The sequence below is a fragment of the Streptomyces sp. NBC_01390 genome, from assembly GCF_045040105.1.
GTDB lineage: Bacteria > Actinomycetota > Actinomycetes > Streptomycetales > Streptomycetaceae > Streptomyces.
Genome location: NZ_CP109551.1, coordinates 481,654 through 501,719, shown reverse-complemented (window position 1 = coordinate 501,719; position 20,066 = coordinate 481,654). Strand labels below are relative to the sequence as shown.

General features: G+C 69.7%; 22 protein-coding genes. 15 read left to right on the top strand and 7 right to left on the bottom strand.

The window, feature by feature from the left end:
- Positions 1 to 28 precede the first annotated feature (28 nt).
- Entirely contained in the window at positions 29 to 820 is a 792-nt protein-coding gene (locus OG241_RS02080) for an enoyl-CoA hydratase (protein ID WP_405813265.1), read from the top strand.
- Positions 821 to 901: 81 nt separating this feature from the next.
- Here OG241_RS02080 and OG241_RS02075 read toward each other — a convergent pair whose 3' ends face one another.
- The 5 genes from OG241_RS02075 to OG241_RS02055 are packed head-to-tail and all read right to left on the bottom strand — an operon-like array spanning position 902 to position 4,973.
- Positions 902 to 2,119, bottom strand: coding sequence for an amidohydrolase family protein (locus OG241_RS02075; protein WP_405813263.1), 1,218 nt, complete (start codon positions 2,117 to 2,119; stop codon positions 902 to 904).
- Positions 2,120 to 2,125: 6 nt separating this feature from the next.
- A complete protein-coding gene (locus OG241_RS02070) occupies positions 2,126 to 2,446 on the bottom strand; it encodes a hypothetical protein (protein WP_405813261.1) in 321 nt (106 codons plus the stop codon).
- Positions 2,433 to 3,698 carry an aromatic ring-hydroxylating dioxygenase subunit alpha gene (locus OG241_RS02065; protein WP_405813259.1) on the bottom strand — a complete coding sequence of 422 codons (1,266 nt, stop codon included), beginning with the start codon at positions 3,696 to 3,698 and terminating at the stop codon, positions 2,433 to 2,435. The genes OG241_RS02070 and OG241_RS02065 overlap by 14 nt, the downstream gene beginning before the upstream one ends.
- A 34-nt stretch (positions 3,699 to 3,732) precedes the next feature.
- Positions 3,733 to 4,266, bottom strand: coding sequence for a carboxymuconolactone decarboxylase family protein (locus OG241_RS02060; protein WP_405813258.1), 534 nt, complete (start codon positions 4,264 to 4,266; stop codon positions 3,733 to 3,735).
- On the bottom strand, positions 4,263 to 4,973 hold the full coding sequence (locus OG241_RS02055) for an SDR family NAD(P)-dependent oxidoreductase (RefSeq protein ID WP_405813257.1): 711 nt from the start codon (positions 4,971 to 4,973) through the stop codon (positions 4,263 to 4,265). Before OG241_RS02055 ends, OG241_RS02060 begins: the two co-directional genes overlap by 4 nt.
- A 311-nt stretch (positions 4,974 to 5,284) precedes the next feature.
- Between OG241_RS02055 and OG241_RS02050 the strand changes: the two genes are divergently transcribed.
- The 14 genes from OG241_RS02050 (at position 5,285) to OG241_RS01985 (ending at position 18,449) form a co-directional block, all read left to right on the top strand.
- The gene (locus OG241_RS02050) at positions 5,285 to 6,016 is read left to right on the top strand and encodes an SDR family oxidoreductase (protein ID WP_405813256.1); all 732 of its coding nucleotides are present in this window, start codon (positions 5,285 to 5,287) and stop codon (positions 6,014 to 6,016) included.
- Positions 6,017 to 6,089: 73 nt separating this feature from the next.
- Positions 6,090 to 7,526 carry an aldehyde dehydrogenase family protein gene (locus OG241_RS02045; RefSeq protein WP_405813254.1) on the top strand — a complete coding sequence of 479 codons (1,437 nt, stop codon included), beginning with the start codon at positions 6,090 to 6,092 and terminating at the stop codon, positions 7,524 to 7,526.
- Entirely contained in the window at positions 7,523 to 8,731 is a 1,209-nt protein-coding gene (locus OG241_RS02040; RefSeq protein ID WP_405813253.1) for a CaiB/BaiF CoA transferase family protein, read from the top strand. Before OG241_RS02045 ends, OG241_RS02040 begins: the two co-directional genes overlap by 4 nt.
- Positions 8,732 to 8,784: 53 nt before the next feature.
- Positions 8,785 to 10,155 carry an ABC transporter substrate-binding protein gene (locus OG241_RS02035; RefSeq protein WP_405813251.1) on the top strand — a complete coding sequence of 457 codons (1,371 nt, stop codon included), beginning with the start codon at positions 8,785 to 8,787 and terminating at the stop codon, positions 10,153 to 10,155.
- A gap of 59 nt (positions 10,156 to 10,214) precedes the next feature.
- A complete protein-coding gene (locus tag OG241_RS02030) occupies positions 10,215 to 10,406 on the top strand; it encodes a ferredoxin (RefSeq protein ID WP_405813250.1) in 192 nt (63 codons plus the stop codon).
- 19 nt (positions 10,407 to 10,425) lie between these two features.
- Positions 10,426 to 11,793 carry a cytochrome P450 gene (locus OG241_RS02025; RefSeq protein WP_405813248.1) on the top strand — a complete coding sequence of 456 codons (1,368 nt, stop codon included), beginning with the start codon at positions 10,426 to 10,428 and terminating at the stop codon, positions 11,791 to 11,793.
- A complete protein-coding gene (locus OG241_RS02020; protein ID WP_405813246.1) occupies positions 11,790 to 13,463 on the top strand; it encodes a thiolase C-terminal domain-containing protein in 1,674 nt (557 codons plus the stop codon). The genes OG241_RS02025 and OG241_RS02020 overlap by 4 nt, the downstream gene beginning before the upstream one ends.
- A complete protein-coding gene (locus OG241_RS02015) occupies positions 13,460 to 14,380 on the top strand; it encodes an alpha/beta hydrolase (RefSeq protein ID WP_405813244.1) in 921 nt (306 codons plus the stop codon). Before OG241_RS02020 ends, OG241_RS02015 begins: the two co-directional genes overlap by 4 nt.
- Positions 14,377 to 14,934: a DoxX family protein gene (locus OG241_RS02010; protein ID WP_405813242.1), complete on the top strand. Its 558-nt coding sequence runs from the start codon at positions 14,377 to 14,379 to the stop codon at positions 14,932 to 14,934. Before OG241_RS02015 ends, OG241_RS02010 begins: the two co-directional genes overlap by 4 nt.
- On the top strand, positions 14,934 to 15,788 hold the full coding sequence (locus OG241_RS02005; RefSeq protein WP_405813241.1) for an NAD(P)-dependent oxidoreductase: 855 nt from the start codon (positions 14,934 to 14,936) through the stop codon (positions 15,786 to 15,788). Before OG241_RS02010 ends, OG241_RS02005 begins: the two co-directional genes overlap by 1 nt.
- 85 nt (positions 15,789 to 15,873) lie before the next feature.
- A complete protein-coding gene (locus tag OG241_RS02000) occupies positions 15,874 to 17,163 on the top strand; it encodes a cytochrome P450 (RefSeq protein WP_405813239.1) in 1,290 nt (429 codons plus the stop codon).
- Complete coding sequence (locus OG241_RS01995) at positions 17,160 to 17,348, top strand: ferredoxin (RefSeq protein ID WP_405813237.1); 189 nt, start codon at positions 17,160 to 17,162, stop codon at positions 17,346 to 17,348. The genes OG241_RS02000 and OG241_RS01995 overlap by 4 nt, the downstream gene beginning before the upstream one ends.
- Before the next feature lie 36 nt (positions 17,349 to 17,384).
- A complete protein-coding gene (locus tag OG241_RS01990; RefSeq protein WP_405813235.1) occupies positions 17,385 to 17,696 on the top strand; it encodes a DUF1330 domain-containing protein in 312 nt (103 codons plus the stop codon).
- 183 nt (positions 17,697 to 17,879) lie between these two features.
- Positions 17,880 to 18,449, top strand: a complete 570-nt coding sequence (locus OG241_RS01985) for a TetR/AcrR family transcriptional regulator (RefSeq protein ID WP_405813233.1) — start codon at positions 17,880 to 17,882, stop codon at positions 18,447 to 18,449.
- Here OG241_RS01985 and OG241_RS01980 read toward each other — a convergent pair.
- Positions 18,403 to 19,308 (bottom strand): alpha/beta hydrolase fold domain-containing protein, encoded by a 906-nt coding sequence (locus OG241_RS01980; protein WP_405813231.1) that lies wholly within the window; start codon positions 19,306 to 19,308, stop codon positions 18,403 to 18,405. The two genes, OG241_RS01985 and OG241_RS01980, sit on opposite strands and share 47 nt — an antisense overlap.
- Entirely contained in the window at positions 19,301 to 20,023 is a 723-nt protein-coding gene (locus OG241_RS01975; RefSeq protein WP_405813229.1) for an enoyl-CoA hydratase/isomerase family protein, read from the bottom strand. Before OG241_RS01975 ends, OG241_RS01980 begins: the two co-directional genes overlap by 8 nt.
- Between the last annotated feature and the right edge of the window lie 43 nt (positions 20,024 to 20,066).

The following is a 20,066-nucleotide window of genomic DNA, read 5'->3' as shown; positions in this document are numbered from 1 at the left end:
CGCCGGGACCGACAGAGGGAGCACGCGGATGGACCAGATTCTGTACGAGGTCAAGGACCGGGTCGCGGTCATCACGCTCAACCGGCCCGAGGTGGCCAACGCCCAGACGATGTCGCTCCTCGACGATCTGGACGACGCGTGGAGCCGGGCGGCGGCCGACGACGACGTACGCGTGATCGTGCTGCGCGGTAACGGGCGGCACTTCTCCGCCGGGCACGACCTGAAGGACCGCTGGCCGGGTCCGAAGGAGATCACCCTGGAGTGGATCTACAACGCGGAGACCCGCCGGTACCTGGAGTACACCCTGCGCTGGCGGAACATCCCCAAACCGTCGATCGCCGCGGTGCAGGGCAAGTGCATCGCGGGCGGACTGATGCTCTGCTGGCCCTGCGATCTCATCGTGGCCGCCGAGAACGCCGAGTTCTCCGACCCCGTCGTGCACATGGGCATCGGGGGCGTCGAATACCACGGCCACACCTGGGAGTTGGGCGCCCGCAAGGCCAAGGAGATCCTCTTCACCGGGCGGGCCGTCACGGCGGCCGAGGCGGAGAGGGTCGGCATGGTCAACCAGGTCGTCCCGCTCGACGAACTCGACGCGGCGACCATGGACCTGGCCGACCGCATCGCCCTGATGCCGCCCTTCGGACTGCGCCAGGCCAAACGGGCCGTCAACCAGAGCCTGGACGTGCAGGGCTTCTACGCGGCCATCCAGTCGGTGTTCGACATCCATGAGACGGGTCACGGGAACGCGCTGAGCGTGAGCGGGTACCCGGTGCTGACCCGGCTGGAGGGCATGAAGGAGCACATCAAGGGCCAGTGACAGCGGCGACGAGCGATGAACAGGGCCGTTCGGCCGGGGACTGGACCCGGCCGGACGGCCCTGTTCATCGCTGCTGCAGTGTCACCGCGGTTCGTTGCGGAAGACCTTGCCCCCCTTCATCACGAACCGCACATCTGCCAGTACCGACATGTCATCGAGTGGGTTGCCCGGTACGGCGATCAGGTCGGCGAGCAGGCCCTCCGCGACGCGCCCTCGGTCGTCCGCGTCGATCAGCTCGGCCGCGTTGACCGTCGCCGCCCGCAGCACCTCCAGCGGTTCCATCCCCCGCTCCACCAGGGCGACCATCTCCTGGGCGCCCTTGCCGTGCGGGATCGCCGGAGCGTCGGTGCCCACCGCGATCCGGACGCCCGCCTTGGCGGCCCTGGCGACGACGGACCGGGCGTGCGGGAACACCTCTGCGGCCTTGGCGCGCAGTTCGGGGGCGGCCCGGGACACGTCCATACCGTCGATCAGCGCGGTGGTCGGGACCAGGAAGGTGCCGCGCTCCGCCATCAGCGCGATCGTCTCGTCGTCCAGGAGGAAGCCGTGCTCGATGCAGTCGATGCCCGCCTCCACCGCCGAGCGCACCGCGTCGGCGCCGTGCGTGTGCGCGGCCACCTTCAGCCCGCGCCGGTGCGCCTCGTCGACGATCGCCCGCAACTCCGCGTCGGAGTAGTGCTGCGCGCCGGGGGTGCCCGTGTGGGACATGACACCCCCGGACGCGCAGACCTTGATGAGCCTGGCCCCGTGCTTGATCTGGTACCGCACGGCCTTGCGCACCTCGTCCACCCCGTTGGCGACGCCCTCCTCCACGGAGAGCGGCATGATGCCGGGGGCCAGCGCGCCGAACATGCTCGGGTCCAGATGCCCGCCGGTCGGGGTGATCGCGTGCCCTGCGGGGACGATCCGGGGCCCCTCGATCCAGCCGGCGTCGACGGCCCTGGCCAGGGCGACGTCGAGCAGATAGCCACCGGTCTTCACGAACAGCCCGAGGTTCCTGACCGTGGTGAAGCCCGACCGGAGAGTGCGCCGGGCGTTGCCCACGGCCCGCAGCATGCGCAGCGGCGGATCGTCCTGGACCATGGACAGGACCGGGGTCTCGCCCCGGCCGCCCATGAGGAGGTTGACCTCCATGTCCATCAGGCCGGGCAGCAGGGTGACGTCCCCCAGATCCAGCACGTCGCCCCCGGCGTCGGCACCGGTCCGCGTGATGCGGTCGCGGTCGACATGGACGAGACCCGGTTCCTCGAGCTCCCCGGTCTCGACGTGCAGTACACGCGCCGCCCTGAGTGTGACCACGACCGGTCAGACCCGGGGTTCGACGACGAGGTCCATATAGGCGGCCCCACTGTCCGGCACCCGGGCCTGCTTCCACACCTCGACCGGGAACGAGACGTTCACCAGGGAGAACATCAGCAGCAGCAGATTGCGCTCGGCTTCCGGCAGTTCGTCGAGAGGGAACTTGTCGAGGTGGTCGGAGGCCTGCTCAAGGAGCGGGAACGCCGCGTCGTAGAAGGCCTGCATGTCCTCCATGGAGCTGGCCAGCCGCTTGCTGTAGCGGTCGCGTTCGGAGGCGAGGACCCAGGCGGTGAACGGTTCGAGCGCCGCGAACTCACTGGGCAGCATCGGTGTGCTCCTTGACGTGGTCGGCGACCGTCTTGTGCAGATGGCGGAGCAGCAACTCCTGGTCACAGAGCGGGAAATCGGTGACGACCCGGCTCTTGAGCATGGTCTGCGTGGCCTCCAGGGTGTTGCCGTCCTGGAGGGCGTACTCCTTGAACGTCACCGCGGCGAGCTCCTGCTTCAGCCGCTCGCGAGCTGTCTTCGCGGGCACGAAGTAGAGGTTGGCCTCGAAGACGTGCCTGTCGACCGCTGTCGGCCAGTAGTGGTAGGTCAGGTACCAGCCGGGCTTCCAGATCAGCAGCGTCATGTTGGGGAAGAACTCGAAGGAATCGTTCCCCCACGCCCGGTGCGCGCCCGGGTTCAGACCCGGGGGAAGGGGGTCGAGCCCCTCGATGTCGGGCGCCTCCCACGGGCCGAACAGGCCGCTGCGCAGCACCCGTTCGATGGGCTTGACGATGCTCAGGTCCTTGGGCGGGGACATGCCTCCCCAGGACGAGATCATCGAGTGCGGGCTGTGGATCTCGTAGTGCAGCGCTTCGTATCCGACGTTGAGGAGCTTGTCGGCCTCGTCCTTGACGGCCTGCTTCATGTGCAGGACGGGGGCGTGGTAGAACTCCGCGAACGCGTCGATGAACAGCTTCCAGTTGCTGCCGATCTCCGCCTTGTACGTGAAGACCTCGGTCATCTCGTGGAAGGGATAGCCCTCCAAGCCCTTGGCCAGGTCGCCGAGATACTCCTTCAGCGGCAGCGCGTCGGGGTCCAGGTTGACGAAGACGAAGCCTTCCCAGACCTCGCAGCGGACCTGCTTGAGCCCGTAGTCCGACTTGTCCAGGTCGAAGAACTCCTGCTCCTGCTGGACGAAGGTCAGCTCGCCGTCGAGGCTGTAGCGCCAGGCGTGGTACTTGCAGGTGAACTGGCGGCAGGTGCCCTTGACCTCCTCGTTCGGGAAGTCGTTCCACACCAGCTTGTTGCCGCGGTGCCGGCAGATGTTGTGGAAGGCGCGGATCTCCTTGTCCCTGCCCCGCACGATGATCAGCGAGGTGTCCGCGGCCGCGAGTTCCTTCGTGAAGTAGCTGCCAGTCTTCGGTACCTGTTCCACGCGGCCGACGTTCAGCCAGGTCCGCTTGAAGACGGCCTCCCGCTCGGCCTCGTAGTACGCGGGGTCGATCGAGTCCTCGTAGTTCACGGGGCTCGTGCCCAACTCGGGGTACTGCTCGGTCCAGCTTCCGGCCGCCGGCTTGGCGAAGTGTGGCATGATCACTCCCTTCTCCAGAATGAGAATAGCATTCTCATAGCTGGGTATTGAAGTTCTCGTCAGGGATCCCTGGATCCAGTTCGACCTCGAAGGTGTTCAGGGCCGTGGCCAGTGCGCCGTAGGTGCCCACGGTGAACACCAGGTCCATGAGCTGGCGGTCGTCCAGGTCCGTGCCGAGTGCCTGGTAGGTCGCGTCGGACAGCCGCGAGTCCGTCTCCAGTTCGTCCACCGCCCGGTTGAGCGGGGTGGGGGCGCCGGTCCGGACGAGGTCGATCTCCGCGTCGGTGATCCCGGCCCGCCGGGCGATCAGGGCGTGCTGCGCCCACTCGTACCGGCAGCGCCGCCGCCAGGCCACCCGCAGGACGACCAGCTCACGGGTGCGTTTCGGCAGCGTCGACTCGACCAGCAGGTACTTGTTGAACGCGAGGAACGCCTTGGCCAGTTCGGGGTGCCGGGCGAGCAGGCCGAGCGCGTTCGAGGGCGGTTTCCGTGCGTCGGGGGCCGACGTGCCGAGTGCCTTGAGGTACTCGGCGTGCGGGAGCGGGGTGATGCGAGGCGTGCCGTTCATGTGTTGCGCCCGCCGTTCACGCCCAGGATCTGCCCGGTGATGTACCCGGCCTCCTCCGAGACCAGGAACGCGCAGGCGGCGGCGATGTCCTCGGGGCGTCCGACCCGCCGTACGGGAGTGCGCTGGATGTGTTCCTCGACCGTTCCGCCGAGCAGTTCGCGCGACTCCGCCCTGCGAAGCATGGGTGTGTCGATGAAGCCCGGCGGGACCGCGTTGACGGTGATGCCGGCCGGGCCCAGTTCGAGTGCGAGTGACTTGGTCAGTCCGTTCACCGCCGACTTGGCGGCGACGTAGTGCGTCATGAACTGCTGTCCGGACTGCGCGCTGGAGGAGGAGATGTTGACGATCCGCCCCCAGCCGGTTTCCAGCATGTCGGGCAGCGCGGCCTGGACGCAGTGGAAGACGCTGCTGAGGTTGACGTCGACGACCCGCTGCCACGCGGCGAACGTCAGGTCCTGGAAGCGTTTGTAGCCCGACATTCCGGCCGCGTTGACCAGGATGGTGACCGGTCCGAGTCGCTCCCGGACGGCGGCCATTGCCTCGTCCACCTGCGCCCGGTCGGTGACGTCGGTGACGCGCGAGAACGCCGGGCCCGAACCGGCGGGGTTCAGGTCGAGGGTCGCGACGTGATAGCCGTCGGCCTTCAGCCGCTCGGCGACGGCCAGCCCGATTCCGGAGCTGCCTCCGGTGACAACTGCGGTCTTCATGCGGTCTCCCACGTCGTGCGGTCGCTGGTCCGGCGGTCGTGGCCCGGGGCTGGACTCGACACCCTCGCGTCGATCATGGAAATACTCCTTCCGTACGCGAGAATGCTATTCTCGCCACTGCCCGTCGGGAAGTGTCGCGCGGATCTCTCGTCGGGGCGGCGGAGGCGGGCGTCGGCGGGCCGGGGTCCTCGGCTATCCCTCAACTTGCTGTGATGCTGCACATTCTCGTGTTCGGATGGTTGATTTGCTGAAAGTGAGAATGTAGTTTCCGCCGCATCGGGGCAAGCCGTCCATCCGAGCAAGGAGACAGGATGCGGTTCCAGGACAAGGTGGCGATCGTCACCGGTGCGGGACAGGGAATCGGCGAGGACTACGCGCGGGCGCTGGCCGCGGAGGGCGCCCGCGTCGTCGTCGCCGAGATCAACGAGGAGCAGGGGCAGCGGGTCGCCAAGGACATCGACGGGGCGGTGTTCGTCAAGGTCGACGTCGGGGACCCGGAGTCCGCCGAGGCGATGGCCGCCGCCACGGTCGCGGAGTTCGGCCGGATCGACTACCTGGTCAACAACGCCGCGATCTACCACAGCATGAAGCGCGACGGCCTCACCACCGTCGACCTCGGCTACCTCAACCGGTTCCTGCAGGTGAACCTGATGGGCGCGGTCTACTGCACCAGGGCGGTCGTCCCGCACATGACCGAGGGCGGCGCGATCGTCAACCAGTCGTCCACCGCCGCCTACATGGCCTCCGGCTACTACGGCCTCGCCAAGGCCGGCATCAACCACCTCACCGCCTCGCTCGCCGCCGAACTCGGCGGCCGCAACATCCGGGTCAACGGCATCGCCCCGGGCCCGACGGACACCGAGGCCACCGGCACCGTGCTGCCGAAGGAGCACCAGGCCGTGATGGCTCAGCGGCTGGCGCTCGGCCGGATGGGGCAGCCGGGTGACCTCACCCCGACCGTGCTGTTCCTGCTCTCCGACGCCGCGAGCTGGCTCACCGGCCAGGTCATCCCCGTCGACGGCGGCCAGGGGGTCCGGCTGTGAGGCGGCAAGTCAACGACGTACACGGGCAGCCTGCGGCGAAGCGGCCCCGCATCGACGTACAGAGGAGTCTGCGGTGAAGCGGCTGCTCATCGACGGAGCGCTCGTCGGGACCGAGAACACCTACCCCTCGCTCAACCCCGCCACCGGCGAGGTCCTCGAACACGCCCCCGACGCCACGGTCGCCCAGACCGAGGCCGCCGTCGCCGCCGCCCGGCGCGCCTTCGACACCACGAGCTGGTCCACCGACGTCCAGTTGCGCATCCGCTGTCTCGACCAGCTCCACCAGGCGCTGACCGACCACCTGGAAGAGCTGCGCGAGCTGACGATCGCCGAGGTCGGCGCACCCCGCATGCTCACCTACGGACCCCAGTTGGAGGACCCCGTCAAACTGGTCCGCTACTACGCGGACCTGCTGCGCAAGTACCCCCTGACCGAGGACCTCGGCGAGGTGGAGATCCGGGGGCAGCGGCACCGGCGCTGGGTGGAGAAGGAGGCCGTCGGGGTCGTCTCCGCGATCACCGCGTACAACTACCCCAACCAGCTGGCCCTCGCCAAGCTCGCCCCCTCGCTCGCCGCGGGCTGCACGGTCGTCCTCAAGGGCGCCCCGGACACGCCCCTGACCACGCTGTTCCTCGGTGAACTGATCGCCGGGCACACGGACATCCCGCCCGGCGTGGTCAATGTGCTGACGTCCACCTCCGTCGAGGCCGCCGAGGTGCTCACCAGCCACGCCGACGTCGACATGGTCTCCTTCACCGGCTCCACCGCCACCGGCCGACGGATCATGGAGGTCGCGGCCCGCACGGTGAAGAAGGTGTTCCTCGAACTCGGCGGCAAGTCCGCGATGATCATCCTCGACGACGCCGACCTCGACACGGCCGCCATGTTCGCCGCCGGCATGATCTGCTCCCACTCGGGTCAGGGCTGCGCGCTCACCACCCGCCTCCTGGTGCCCCGGGCACACCACGACGAGATCGTCGAGAAGGTCGCCGCAGGCCTCGCCCGGATGCCCCTGGGTGACCCTGCCGACCCCAAGACCTTCGCCGGCCCGCTCATCAGCGCCAAACAGCGCGACAAGGTCGACGGCATGGTCCGGCGGGCCGTCGCCGCGGGTGCGAGACTGGTCACCGGCGGCGCGTTGGTCGACCCCGGCTTCTACTTCACCCCCACCCTGCTCACCGACGTCGACCCGGACAGCGAGATCGCCCAGGACGAGGTCTTCGGACCCGTGCTCGTCGTCATCCCGTACGACGACGATGACGACGCCGTACGCATCGCCAACAACTCGGTCTACGGCCTCTCCGGCGGGATCCAGAGCGCCGACGAGGACCGGGCCATCGCCCTGGCGCGCCGCATCCGTACCGGCACGTTCAGCATCAACGGCGGCAACTACTTCGCCGCGGACGTCCCGTTCGGCGGCTACAAGCAGTCCGGGATCGGTCGGGAGAGCGGCGTTCCCGGGCTGGAAGAGTTCCTCGAGTACAAGTCCTTCGCGGCGGTCGTCCGGTGAGGCCCCTGGAGGGAATCCGCGTCCTCGAAGTGGCCATGTACGGCTTCGTCCCCTCGGCCGGCGCCGTGCTCGCGGACTGGGGCGCGGACGTCATCAAGGTCGAGCACGCCGTCAACGGCGACCCGCAGCGCGGGCTCAGGCGCACCGGCACGTTCGTCGTCGAGGGAGAACCGAACCCCAACGTCGAGCACGCCAACCGGGGCAAGCGCAGCCTCGGCCTCGACATCTCCAAGCCCGAGGGCCGCGAGGTGCTGTACGAGCTGGCCGGGCGCGCGGACGTGTTCCTCACCAGCTTCCTGCCCGGACACCGCGAACGGTTCGGCATCGACGTGGACGACATCCGCGCCGTCAACCCGGACATCGTCTACGCCCGGGGGAGCGCCCTGGGACCGCGCGGCCCCGAAGCGGTCAAGGGCGGCTACGACATGACCGCCTTCTGGTGCCGGGCCGGCACCGCCGCCAGCATCACCCCGGCCGGCACCGAAGGCATGATCGGCCCGCCCGGTCCCGCCTACGGGGACACCGTCTCCGGGACGAACCTCGCCGGGGGCATCGCGGCCGCGCTGCTGCGGCGCGAACGCACCGGTGAAGCCTCCGTTGTCGACGTCTCCCTGCTCGGCAGCGGCGTCTGGGCCATGGGACACGCCACCGCGCTCTCCCTCCACCTGGGCAGGCCCTGGGCCGCGCCACCGGCGGGCGCCCACGGCTCCGTCGCCAACCCCCTGTCCGGGCTGTACGCCACCGCCGACGGTCACCACCTGGCGTTCGTGATGATGCAGCCCGGCAAGTTCTGGGCCGACGTGTGCCACCACGTCGACCGCCCCGAACTCGCCGACGATCCCCGCTTCGCCACCGCCGAACTCCTCGCCGTCAACACCGAGCAGGCCGTCAAGATCCTGCGTGAGGTGCTCGGGGGCCGCACGCTCGCCCACTGGACGAAGCGCTTCGCGACCCTCGCCGGACCCTGGGCCCCCGTACAGAACACCCTCCAGGTCGGCGAGGACACACAGGTCCGCGCCAACGAGTACCTCGTCACGGTCGGTGAGCTCGAACTCGCCGCCAGCCCCGTGCAGTTCGACGTCACCGCGGCTGTACCGCTCGGGCCCGCGCCCGAGTTCGCCGCCCAGACCGAGGAGATCCTTCTCGAACTGGGCCTGGACTGGACCCGCATCCTCGAACTGAAAGAGGCGGGCGCGGTCACCTGATCACCGCACCTGGTGATTCCCGCACTTCCAGAACCACTTCACCGGGAGGACCGATGAGACGTCTGCTCATCGCGACCGCGCTCGTACTGGCCCTGGCCGGGTGTTCCGACCGCTCCACCCCCGCCGGCAGCGCCGGCGAGCCGTCCACATCCGCGTCCGGCGCCGCAGCGAACGCGGACTTCGGCACACTCAAGAACGTCTGCCACTCCGGCAGCCCCAAGTCCGTGACCGAACAGGGCGTCACCGACAGCGAGATCAAGGTCGGTGTCTTCAGCGACGTCGGGTTCACCAAGAACCCGGAGTTCGTCAACGCCGCCAAGGTGTTCACCTCCTGGTGCAACGCCGCCGGCGGCATCAACGGCCGCAAGATCGTCCCTGTCACCCGCGACTCCAAGCTCATGGAGGTCCAGCAGCGGATGATCGAGGCCTGCCGGGACGACTTCGCCCTCGTCGGTGGCGGCGCCGCCATCGACGGCCTCGGTGTCAAGGAACGGCTGAACTGTCTGCTGCCCGACTTCCCGGCGCAGTCCAGCACGATCAACGCCCTCGGCGCCGACCTCCAGGTGCTCGCCCAGGGCGCCGGAGTCGGCTACGCCCCCTACACCGGCTACTACACCTGGCTGATCAAGGAGGCCCACCCGGACTCCGCCCAGCATGTCGGCGTCATCTCCGGCGACGTACCGGTCACCAAGGTCATCGCCGCGCAGGTCAAGGAACTGATTCCCGCGATCGGCGGCAAGGTGGCCTACGCGGACGTCTACCCGGCGGCCGGGGTCTCCGACTGGACGCCCTATGCGCAGAGCATCAAGAGCAAGAAGGTCAAGGGCCTCATCTTCAACGGTTCCTTCAACGAACTCGCCAAGCTGGAACAGGCGTTGACCAACACGGGCTACAAGCTCGACTGGATCGACACCAACAACAACGCCTACGGTCCCGCGTTCCTCCAACTGGCGGGCACCTCGCTGGCCAAGCAGAACAACTACGCCGACCTCAGCGGTGTCGTCCCCCTGGAGCAGGCCTCCAGTAACCCGGCGACCAAGCAGGTCCAGGACCTGTTCGCCAAGTACGCGCCCGACGCCCAGGTCACTCTGCCCGTACTGCGCTCCTTCGCGAACTGGCTCCTGTTCGCCACCGCGGCCGGCGAATGCGCCGACCTGACCCGCGGTTGCGTGTACGAGAACGCGACGAAGCAGACGCAGTGGACGGCGGGCGGACTCCAGGCGCCGACGGATCTGACGAAGGTCACCAACCCGCCGAAGTGCTTCAACGTGGTGCAGGCGACCGAGAAGGGCTGGACGGTCGCCGATTTCAAGCCGGATCAGGGCGCCTACCGCTGCGACATCCCGGCATACAAGTACAAGGGGACCTACGGCAAGCCGATGACGCTCGCCGATGTCGGCAAGTCGATGGCGGATCTCAAGTAACGCCAGCAGAGACGAAGTTGCCGCAGAAAGCCTGAAGTGCGGCAGGAAGGAATCAGGTCGTGAAGGTACGGGTCGACCCGGAGCGCTGTCAGGGCCACACGCTCTGCGCCATGAGAGCTCCGAAGGTGTTCGAGTTGAGCGAGATCGACGGTCACTCGTCGGCGATCGACGAGGAGGTTCCGGACGACCAGCAGGGCCAGGTCGTCGAGGCGGTCAGGTCCTGTCCGGAACGCGCGATCTTCGTTTCCTGAAGGGGAGGGACAACAACCGATGACCACGGACGATGACGACGCCGACCGTAAGAAGCACACCGTCCACTTCGACCGGCACACCCCCGAGTACCGGCACCAGTTCACCGAGACCACCCATGAGCTGCAGTCCAAGTGCCCCATCGCCTGGACCGAGACCCACGGCGGCCACTGGGTCGCCAGCGGCAACCGCGAGGTGTTCGAACTGGCCCGGGCCGCCGAGTTCATCTCCAACGACCACGACGTGAAGGGCGAACGGCGCGGATACCAGGGCATCACCATCCCACCGCCGTCCAAGGAGCGCGGTCAGGTCCAGGGCGGGTTCCTGGAGATGGATCCGCCCGAGCAGCGCCACTACCGCCAGTCGCTCAACCCCTACCTCTCCCCGGCGGCCATCAGCCGCTGGATCCCGGTCATCGACGAGGTGGTGCGGGCCGCCATCGACGAGAGGATCGAGACCGGCCGCATCGACTTCGTCGACGACCTCGCCAACATCGTCCCGGCCGTTCTCACCCTGGCGATGATGGGCATCCCGCTCAAGGACTGGACCCTCTACAGCGAGCCGGCCCACGCCTCCGTCTACACCCCGCCGGGCTCGCCCGACATGAAACGGGTCGCCGAGATGGCCCGGAACATGGGCATCGGCCTGGCCAAGTCCATCGCGGAGATCCGCGCCAGCCCCAGGCCCGGACTGGTGGACGCCCTCATCCACGCGGACATCAACGGCAGGACCCCGCCGGACAGCGAACTCCTCGGCGTACTCGCCCTGTTGATCGGCGGCGGCTTCGACACCACGACCGCGCTCACCGCGCACGCGCTGGAGTGGCTCGGGGAGAATCCCGCTGAGCGGGACCGCCTCAGCCGCGACCGGGACACCCTGCTGGACTCCGCCACGGAGGAGTTCCTGCGGTTCTTCGCACCCGCGCCGGGCGACGGACGCACCTTCTCAGCCGACTGCGAGATCGCCGGAACACGCTTCAAGGAGGGAGAACGGCTCTGGCTGTCCTGGGCGATGGCCAACCGAGACCCCTCCGTGTTCCCCGACCCCGACACCATCAACCTGGAACGCCCGGCCAACCGGCACAGCAGCTTCGGCCTCGGCATCCACCGCTGCATCGGATCCAACGTCGCCCGTACGGTCTTCAAGCGCATGGTCACCCAGGTGTTCGACCGTATGCCCGACTACCGGTGCGAACCGGAGGGCACAGTGCACTACGAGACCATCGGCATCATCCAGGGCATGCGCCACCTCCCGGCGACCTTCACCCCGGGGTCACGGCTCGGCGCGGGACTCGACGAGACCCTGGAGAAACTGCAGCGCGTCTGCGACGAGCAGCGGATCGCCGAGCCGGTGACGGTCCGCAAGGCGAAGGCGCAGATCGCGGAATGACCGACGAGACCCCCGACGCGCCGGGACGGGCCGCGCCGGAGATCACGGAGGAGAACGCCTTCTTCTGGACCTCCGGCGCGGACGGCCGGCTGCGCCTGACGGAGTGCGGGTCCTGCGCGGCCCTCATCCATCCGCCGCAGCCGGTGTGCCGCTACTGCCACGGGCACGAGACTGGAGTGCGGGCCGTCTCCGGCTTCGCGACCCTGATCGGCTTCACCGTCAACCACCGTTTCCCCGCACCCGGGTTGCCGACCCCGTTCGTCGTCGCCCAGGTCGCCGTCGAGGAGGACCCCCGGGTCCGCCTCACCACCAACATCGTCCAATGCGCCCCGGACGAGCTGAAGTTGGGCATGCGGATGGAGGTGGTCTTCGAGCGGGCCGGGGACGCGTGGCTTCCCCTGTTCCGCCCGGCGGCCGACCAGGGAACGCCGGCGCCCTTCCCCGTGGACGAGGTCGAGCCCGGCCGATTCCGGTCGCGGGTACGCCCGATGGCGACCCCGGAGAAGTTCGAGGACAAGGTCGCGATCACCGGCGTAGGCGCCTCGGAGGTCGGACGCCGTCTCCTCGTACCGCCCCTGTCCCTGACGGTGCGGGCCTGCGAACGGGCCATCGCAGACGCCGGGTTGACCCTCGCCGACATCGACGGCCTCGCCGCCTACCCGGGCGCCGGAGCGTACGGAGGGTTCGCCGAGGGTGGAGTCACCGCGCTGGAGGCCGCGTTGGGCGTCCGGCCCACCTGGTACAACGGCGGCAGCGAGACCTTCGGCCCCGGCGGCTCACTGATCGCGGCGATGCTCGCGGTCGCCGGCGGCCTCGCCCGGCATGTGCTGTGCTTCCGTACGGTCTGGGAGTCGTCGTACGGCGAACTGGTCAAGCGCGACCGGATCGCCCCGCCAGGCGGTGGTACGGCGGCGGGCTGGATGAAGCCCTTCGGCGCGAACTCCGCCTCGCACACCCTCGCCATGAACGCGCAACGCCACTTCCACCGCTACGGCACCACCCGCGAGACCCTCGGCTGGATCGCCCTCAACCAGCGGGCGAACGCCGCGCTCAACCCCACCGCGATCTACCGCGACCCGCTCACCATGGACGACTATCTCCAGGCCAGAACGGTCACCACCCCCTTCGGGCTGTACGACTGCGACGTGCCCTGCGACGGATCGGTCGCCGTGATCGTGTCCGCCGTGGACGCGGCCCGGGACCTCGCCAAACCGCCCGTCCTGGTCGAGGCGGTCGGCACCCAGATCCTCGAACGCATCGAGTGGGACCAGAGCACCCTCACCCACGAACCCCAGGTGCTCGGCCAGTCCGCCCATCTGTGGACCCGCACCTCGCTGCGGCCGGCCGACGTCGACGTCGCACAGCTCTACGACGGCTTCACCTTCAACTGCCTCTCCTGGATAGAGGCGTTGGGCTTCTGCGGGATCGGCGAGGCCAAGGACTTCCTGGACGGCGGCAAGAACATCGCCCGCGACGGGCTGCTGCCCCTCAACACCCACGGCGGGCAGCTCTCGCACGGCCGCACCCACGGCCTGGGCCTGGTCCAGGAGGCGATCAGCCAGCTGCGCGGCGAGGCCGACGCGCGCCAGGTGCGGGGCGCCCGGGTCGCCGTGGTCAGCACCGGAGGACTCACCCCCAGCGGGGCCATCCTCTTCCGGGCCGACACATGACCGCTGCCTCACGCGTCGTCGTCGACGTGGACGGCATCGCCATGTCGGCACTGGTCCGGGAGACACGTCAGCCGCGCGCCGTCGTCCTCGCGCTGCACGGCGGAGCCGCCTTCTCGGGCTACTTCGACTACCCGGACCGGCCCCGGCTGTCCCTGCTGCGCACCGGCGAGGCCCTCGGCTTCACCGTCATCGCCATCGACCGTCCCGGATACGGCAGTTCGGCCCCGTACGCCGACGAGTTCACGTCCCCGGAGCGGCGCGTCGACGTCGCCTACGGGGCCGTGGAGCGACTCCTCGCGGCCCGGCCGCGCGGGGCCGGCGTGTTCGTGCTGGCCCACTCCATCGGCAGCGAACTCGGGGTCCGTATGGCGGCCGACGAGCGGCGCGGACCGGACCTGCTCGGCCTGGAGATCGCCGGCACCGGACGCCGCCACCACGACGACGCGGCCGGAATCCTCGGCGACTGGCGGCGCCGCCCGCCGAACAGCGGGGTGCGCGACCTGCTGTGGCAGCCGTCCCGCCTGTACGCGGACGACGTGGTCGGCGGCGCCCGGATCTCCTCGCGCTCACCCGCGTACGAGGGTGTCGTGGCCCGGACCTGGATCGACACGTTCCCCCAGCTCGCCCCGCTGATCCGCGTCCCCGTCCACTACACGCTCGGCGAGCACGAGCGAGTGTGGAGCTCGGGGCCCTCGGCGCTCGCCGACATCGCCTCCCTGTTCACCGCGTCGCCCCGGGTCGCCGTCGACGAACAGACGGGCGGCGGACACAACTTGAGCATTGGGTTGACGTCTTTGGCCTATCACCTCAAGGTGCTGTCGTTCGTCGAGGAGTGCGTGCTCGCACGCGAGGAAGCGGAAGCGCCATCGGCAGCGGCGGCAGAAGTCGCCGAACGACAGCAGGGGAGGGCGAGTTGACGAACGCGGAAGCGGTCGCGGTACTGGTCGTCAGAGTGGTCCTGGGCGTCATCATGATCGCGCACGGGCTCAACCACTGGCGGGGCGGCGGAAAGATCGAGGGTACGGCCCGCTGGTTCGGCGGGCTCGGGCTGCGGCACGGCACACTGCAGGCGTGGATGAGCGTGGTCACCGAGGTCGGCGCGGGCGTGCTGCTGGTCCTCGGGCTGTTCACCCCGCTGGCCTGTGCGGCGGTGGTCTCGGTGATGCTGGTCGCGGGGCTCCTCGCCCACCGGCCCAACGGGTTCTTCGTGTTCAAGGACGGCTACGAGTACGTCCTGATACTGGCCACGGTCTCGCTGGCGCTCGGAGTACTGGGGCCCGGCAAAGTCTCCCTGGACCACGCCGCCGACATCGAGGTGACCGGCTGGGCGGGGGGCGGCATCGCTCTCGGAGTGGCCGTGGTGGCGACGGCGGGGCTGCTGGCGACGTTCTGGCGGCCCGAGCGTCCTGAGGCGGCCGCGAAGGCGGCGGACCCGGAGGTCACCGGAGTGGCAGGACAGGAGACCGGCTGATGCGGGTGGGGTTCATCGGGCTCGGGAGTCAGGGCGGACCCATGGCGCGGCGGATCGTCGATGCCGGGTTCACGACGACGCTGTGGGCGAGAAGGCCTGCCTCGCTCGCCCCGTTCGCCGGGACCTCTGCCCAACGCGCCGTCTCCGCAGCCGAGTTGGCCGCCGCAAGTGACCTCGTGAGCGTCTGCGTCGGCGACGACGCGGACGTCGAGGAGGTCATCGCCGGCAACGAGGGGGTGCTGGCCGGGCTGCGGCCCGGCGGAGTGATCGCCGTGCACAGCACCGTCCACCCCGACACCTGCCGTCGGCTCGCCGACCGGGCCCGGCCGCGCGGAGTCGCCCTGGTCGACGCGCCGGTCAGTGGAGGCGGCGGGGCGGCGGCCGAGGGACGGCTGCTGGTGATGGTCGGGGGCGAGTCCGGGACCGTCGCCTTCTGCCGACGGGTGTTCGAGACATACGGCGATCCAGTGGTCCACATGGGCCCGGTGGGCTCGGGGCAGGTCGCCAAGTTACTCAACAACGCCCTGTTCACCGCGAATCTGGCGACCTCCGCCGACGTACTCGCCCTCGGGCGCAGCCTCGACGTGGACCCGGCCGGTCTGGCCGACGTCATCGCGCACGGCAGCGGGGCGAGTTTCGCGCTGGGCCGGGTCGCCGCGGCCGGTGGCACCCTCGACCGGATCGCCGCCCATGGCGGACCGCTGCTCAGCAAGGACGCCCGGCTGCTTGCGGACCTCGCCGAAGGAGCCGGCACCTCGGCGGGCGCGACCGTCATGCGGACCGCCGACGACGCCCTCGCCGTCATGGCGCGGATCGACCGGCCGCTGATCTCCGCAAAGCGGGCCCCAGGGTGATGCCCATACTTGAAAATGTCATTCTCATTGGCGAAGAGCGCTGCTATCGTCTGCCGTCAGGGTGACGAAGGGAGCCGTACAGACCGTGAGTGACTTCGAGGCAATCGACTTCTTCCGGGACGAGGGGGCGGTCGCCGACCCCTATCCGTACTTCGAGGCCCTGCGCGGCCAGTGCCCCGTGCGGCGGGAGAACCATCACGACGTGATGATGGTGACGGGCTACGACGAGGCAGTGCAGGTCTTCAGCGACTCCGAGACGTTCTCCTCGTGCGTGTCGGTGACCGGGCCCTTCCCGGGGTTCCCGGTCCCCCTGGAGGGCGATGACGTCAGCGAGCTGATCGAGCGTCACCGGGACGAACTCCCCATGAGCGACCAGTTGCCGACGTTCGACCCGCCTCTGCACACCGCCCACCGCGGGCTGCTGATGCGGCTCATCACACCGAGGCGCCTCAAGGAGAACGAGGCGTCCATGTGGCACCTCGCCGACGCCCAGCTGGACGAGTATCTGGCCGCCGGGGAGGGCGACTTCATCGGCGGTTTCGCCGGCCCGTTCACCCTGCGGGTCATCACCGACCTGCTCGGTATCCCCGAGGCCGACCGGGACGAGTTCGCCGAGAAGCTCCAGAGTCGCCAGCACGCGGACGGGGGAGTAGGCAGCACGCAGGGAGAGATGGCCCACACGCCGCTGGAGTACCTGTACGAACGCTTCGCGGCCTATGTCGAGGACCGCCGCCGGGAACCCCGCGACGACGTGATCACCGGCCTCGCCATCGGCACCTTCCCCGACGGCTCGACCCCCGAGGTCGCGGACGTCGCCCGCGTCGCCACCAACCTCTTCGCGGCCGGCCAGGAGACCACCGTCCGGCTGCTGAGCAACGCGCTCAAGATCATCGCCGAACAGCCGGAGCTCCAGGCGCTGTTGCGAGCCGAACCGGACCGCATCCCGAACTTCGTCGAAGAGGTGCTGCGGATGGAGAGCCCCATCAAGGGCGACTTCCGGCTCTCCCGCGTACCGACCACGGTGGGCGGGGTCGACATCCCGGCCGGCACCACGCTCATGGTCCTGAACGGCGCTGCGAACCGCGACCCGCGCCACTTCGAGGACCCGCAGACCTTCGACGCAACGCGGGCCAACGCGCGTCACCACCTGGCGTTCGGCCGGGGCGTCCACACCTGCCCGGGCGCGCCCCTCGCCCGGGCGGAGGGCCGCGTGGCCATCGAGCGCATCCTCGAGCGTACGACCGACATCAGGATCTCCGAGACGGTGCACGGCCCCGCCGACGCCCGCGAGTTCCGGTATCTGCCGACGTACATCCTGCGCGGACTGACCCACCTCGGCCTGGAGTTCACGCTCTCCCAGGAACCCGCCCGATGAAGGCCGCCGTGGACGAGGACCGCTGCCGGGGGCACGGCGTGTGCTGGACCCTGTGCCCCGAGGTCTTCGACCTCACCGACGACGGGTACGCCGAGGTGCTGGTGCCGGAGATTCCCGCCGAGCACGAGAACGCCGTGCGCACCGCCGTCAGTAGTTGCCCGGAGCGGGCCATCGTGCTCAGCTAGGACCCGTTCGCGCAGTGAAATCGAGAGGACGGGTACATGCCCAAGGGGTACATCATCGTCACCGAGGTCATCAAGGACCCGGCGGGCCTGGAAGCCTACGCCCGCGCCGCCGGGCCGACACTGGCCGCGAGCGGCGCGTCGATCCTGGCCGTCGACGGCGAGCCGCAGCAGCTGGAGGGCGAATGGCACGGTGACCAGACCGTTGTCCTCGAGTTCGAGTCGGTGGAGGCGGCCCGCGCCTGGTACGAGTCCGCCGAGTACGAGAAGGCCAAGCCCCTGCGACACGCGGCGGCCGACGCCAACATGGTGATCGTCGCCGGTTTCGAGCCGCCCGCAGGGAACGGCTGACACCGGTCCGGCCTCGCGACTGTGCCTTCATGGCATGTCAACGCCCGTCTGCTCGGCGGGCGTTGACCTGTTGTGCGGGTGTCGACGGAAGTGGCGGCCGTCCGGCAGTGGCCCCGGGAGGCACTTGTGTGGTGTGGTGACCGTACCGGCACATCGGTGTGCCGGCGGCGGAGAAGGTGACGCGTGGAGACGACGGCCCGGCGTGAGGAAATCCTGGCTGCCGCCCTGGACGTGTTCGCCGAGCGCGGCTACAGACGGGCCTCGATGGACGCGGTCGCCGAGCGGGCGGGCCTGACCCGGCAGGGCGTCCTGCACTACTTCCCCAGCAAGAAGCGCCTCCTGCACGCCCTGCTCCAGCGCCGCGAGGACCTGGCCCGGGAGCATCTCGCCGCCGCTCACTCGGACAAGGACCTGCCGAGCCTGGTCGCCGAGGCCGTCGCATACGACCATCAGAACGCCGGGCTGGTCCAGATCCACAGCGTGCTGGTCGCGGAGGGGATCGTCGGTGACGATCCCAGCCACGCGTTCTTCCACGACCACTACCGGTCGATCCAGGACAACACCGTCGCCCAGCTGACCGAGATCTACGGCGACCGTCTGCCCAGCGGCCTCACCCCGCGCGCCGCGGCGAGCGCCCTGGTCGCGATGCTCGACGGGATGCAGTTGCAGTGGCTGCTGGACGACGAGCAGTCCGACTATCCCGAGATCATGCGGGACGTGATGACCCTGCTGATCGGGTCCACGCCCGGATGAACCCGGCCATGGCCGTCACCGCCCCGGCCCGCATCCGCTCGGCGTCCTCCGACACCCGCAGATCCACGACCACCCCGGAACGGGCCGCGCGGGCGGCGAACCCCAGCGAGTCGTCCAGCAGGGGATCGGTGCCCGCGACCAGCAGCTGGACCGGTGGCAGCCCGTGCAGATTGGCGTGCAGGGGGCTGAGCAGCGGGTTGGTCGGCTCGGCGCCGGCGGCGTAGAGGGAGGCGCGCAGCCGGAGTTCGTCGAGGTCGAAGGCGGGGTCGGCCGCCGCGTTGAACAACAGGCTCGGCGCGTCCAGAGTCAGATCGAGCAGCGCCGAGCCGAGCACCGCGCACTGCGGCGCCGCCGCTCCCATGTCCCGCAGCCGCACCAGCAGCGACGCCGCGAGCCCGGCGCCGAGGCGCTCACCTGCCAGCGCCACCGGACCCCGGGCCCGGCAGGAGTCGTACACGGCGTGCACGTCGTCGAGGGCGCCCGGGAACGAGGAGCGGTAGCGCGGACAGACGACCACCGCTCCCGTACGAAGCGCGAGCCGCTCGGCCGGACCGAGCAGCACCGGATCCGGGGTCCCGGAGAGTTGCCGGTCACCGTGCAGAAAGAGGACCACGAGACCGGTCGGTTCGGGCGGGGTCACGACCGGCCCGACGGGGCTCGACTCGACCAGCACGGAGCCGACTTGGTGGCTCTCGGCCTCCGTGCCGCCCGCCGAGTCGCGTCGTACGTCGGTCAAGTCGCCCTGTGCGCGGCCGGGTTCGGCCGCTCGGCCCGACCGGTCGGCCCCGGCCCGAGTCAGTGGGCCGGGGGTGCCGGGTCCGCCGCGTCGACCTGTGGTCTCAACTCGTGTGTCATCCACGGGACATCACCCTTTCCGCTGCCTGCCAGTGCTCCTCGGACACCCACAGACGGGCGAAGGCGCGGGCCGCCTCCTCCGGTGTGAGGTTTCCCGACACCACCCGCTTGATCTCCTGGGCCGGGCGGGTGGCGAGCCGGTGGGCCAGGGTGCGCCAGCCCTCCGCGAAGGCGGCCCGGGGCAGCACCCGGTCCACCAGCCCGAGACGTTCGGCCTCCGGCGCGTCGAGCACCTGGGCGGTGCCGGCGAGCAGGAGTGCCCGGCCCCTGCCGACCAGCGCGGCGAGCCGTTCGGCGCCGCCCCACGCGGGCATGATCGCCAGGGCTGTCTGGTTGAAGCCGATCCTGATGTCGTCGGCCGCGATCCGGATGTCGGCGGCCACCGCCACCTCGGCGCCACCGCCGAAGGCGTGGCCGTTGAGGGCGGCGATCACCGGGCCGGGGAAGGCGGCCAGCCGGTCGCAGACGCCGCGCATCCGCAGGGCCATCGCCAGCGCCTCGTCCTCGGTGCGGATCGCGGCGAGCTCCTTGAGGTCGCCGCCCGACACGAAGGCCCTGTCGCCCGCGCCCGTGATGACCAGGGCCCGGGCGCCCGCCACCGCGTCGAGGGCCTGGTCCAGCTCGTCCATGGTGGCCGGTGCGATGGCGTTGCGGGCGTGCGGCCGGTTGATGGTGATGACTGCCAGGCCCTCGTCCAGTTCGAGTTCCAGATCAACCATGTGTGCCTCTTCGGTCGGTGGGGCGTGGACTTTGCCGGCTCTC

What these genes read in the sequence shown, in the direction of transcription:
- OG241_RS02020 (WP_405813246.1), top strand. Translation starts at nt 11,790, where the DNA reads ATGACCGACGAGACCCCCGACGCGCCGGGACGGGCCGCGCCGGAGATC.
- OG241_RS02050 (WP_405813256.1), top strand. Translation starts at nt 5,285, where the DNA reads ATGCGGTTCCAGGACAAGGTGGCGATCGTCACCGGTGCGGGACAGGGA.
- OG241_RS01975 (WP_405813229.1), bottom strand. Translation starts at nt 20,023, where the DNA reads ATGGTTGATCTGGAACTCGAACTGGACGAGGGCCTGGCAGTCATCACC.
- OG241_RS02005 (WP_405813241.1), top strand. Translation starts at nt 14,934, where the DNA reads ATGCGGGTGGGGTTCATCGGGCTCGGGAGTCAGGGCGGACCCATGGCG.
- OG241_RS02015 (WP_405813244.1), top strand. Translation starts at nt 13,460, where the DNA reads ATGACCGCTGCCTCACGCGTCGTCGTCGACGTGGACGGCATCGCCATG.
- OG241_RS02080 (WP_405813265.1), top strand. Translation starts at nt 29, where the DNA reads ATGGACCAGATTCTGTACGAGGTCAAGGACCGGGTCGCGGTCATCACG.
- OG241_RS02060 (WP_405813258.1), bottom strand. Translation starts at nt 4,266, where the DNA reads ATGAACGGCACGCCTCGCATCACCCCGCTCCCGCACGCCGAGTACCTC.
- OG241_RS01995 (WP_405813237.1), top strand. Translation starts at nt 17,160, where the DNA reads ATGAAGGCCGCCGTGGACGAGGACCGCTGCCGGGGGCACGGCGTGTGC.
- OG241_RS02025 (WP_405813248.1), top strand. Translation starts at nt 10,426, where the DNA reads ATGACCACGGACGATGACGACGCCGACCGTAAGAAGCACACCGTCCAC.
- OG241_RS02055 (WP_405813257.1), bottom strand. Translation starts at nt 4,973, where the DNA reads ATGAAGACCGCAGTTGTCACCGGAGGCAGCTCCGGAATCGGGCTGGCC.
- OG241_RS02065 (WP_405813259.1), bottom strand. Translation starts at nt 3,698, where the DNA reads ATGCCACACTTCGCCAAGCCGGCGGCCGGAAGCTGGACCGAGCAGTAC.
- OG241_RS02035 (WP_405813251.1), top strand. Translation starts at nt 8,785, where the DNA reads ATGAGACGTCTGCTCATCGCGACCGCGCTCGTACTGGCCCTGGCCGGG.
- OG241_RS01990 (WP_405813235.1), top strand. Translation starts at nt 17,385, where the DNA reads ATGCCCAAGGGGTACATCATCGTCACCGAGGTCATCAAGGACCCGGCG.
- OG241_RS02070 (WP_405813261.1), bottom strand. Translation starts at nt 2,446, where the DNA reads ATGCTGCCCAGTGAGTTCGCGGCGCTCGAACCGTTCACCGCCTGGGTC.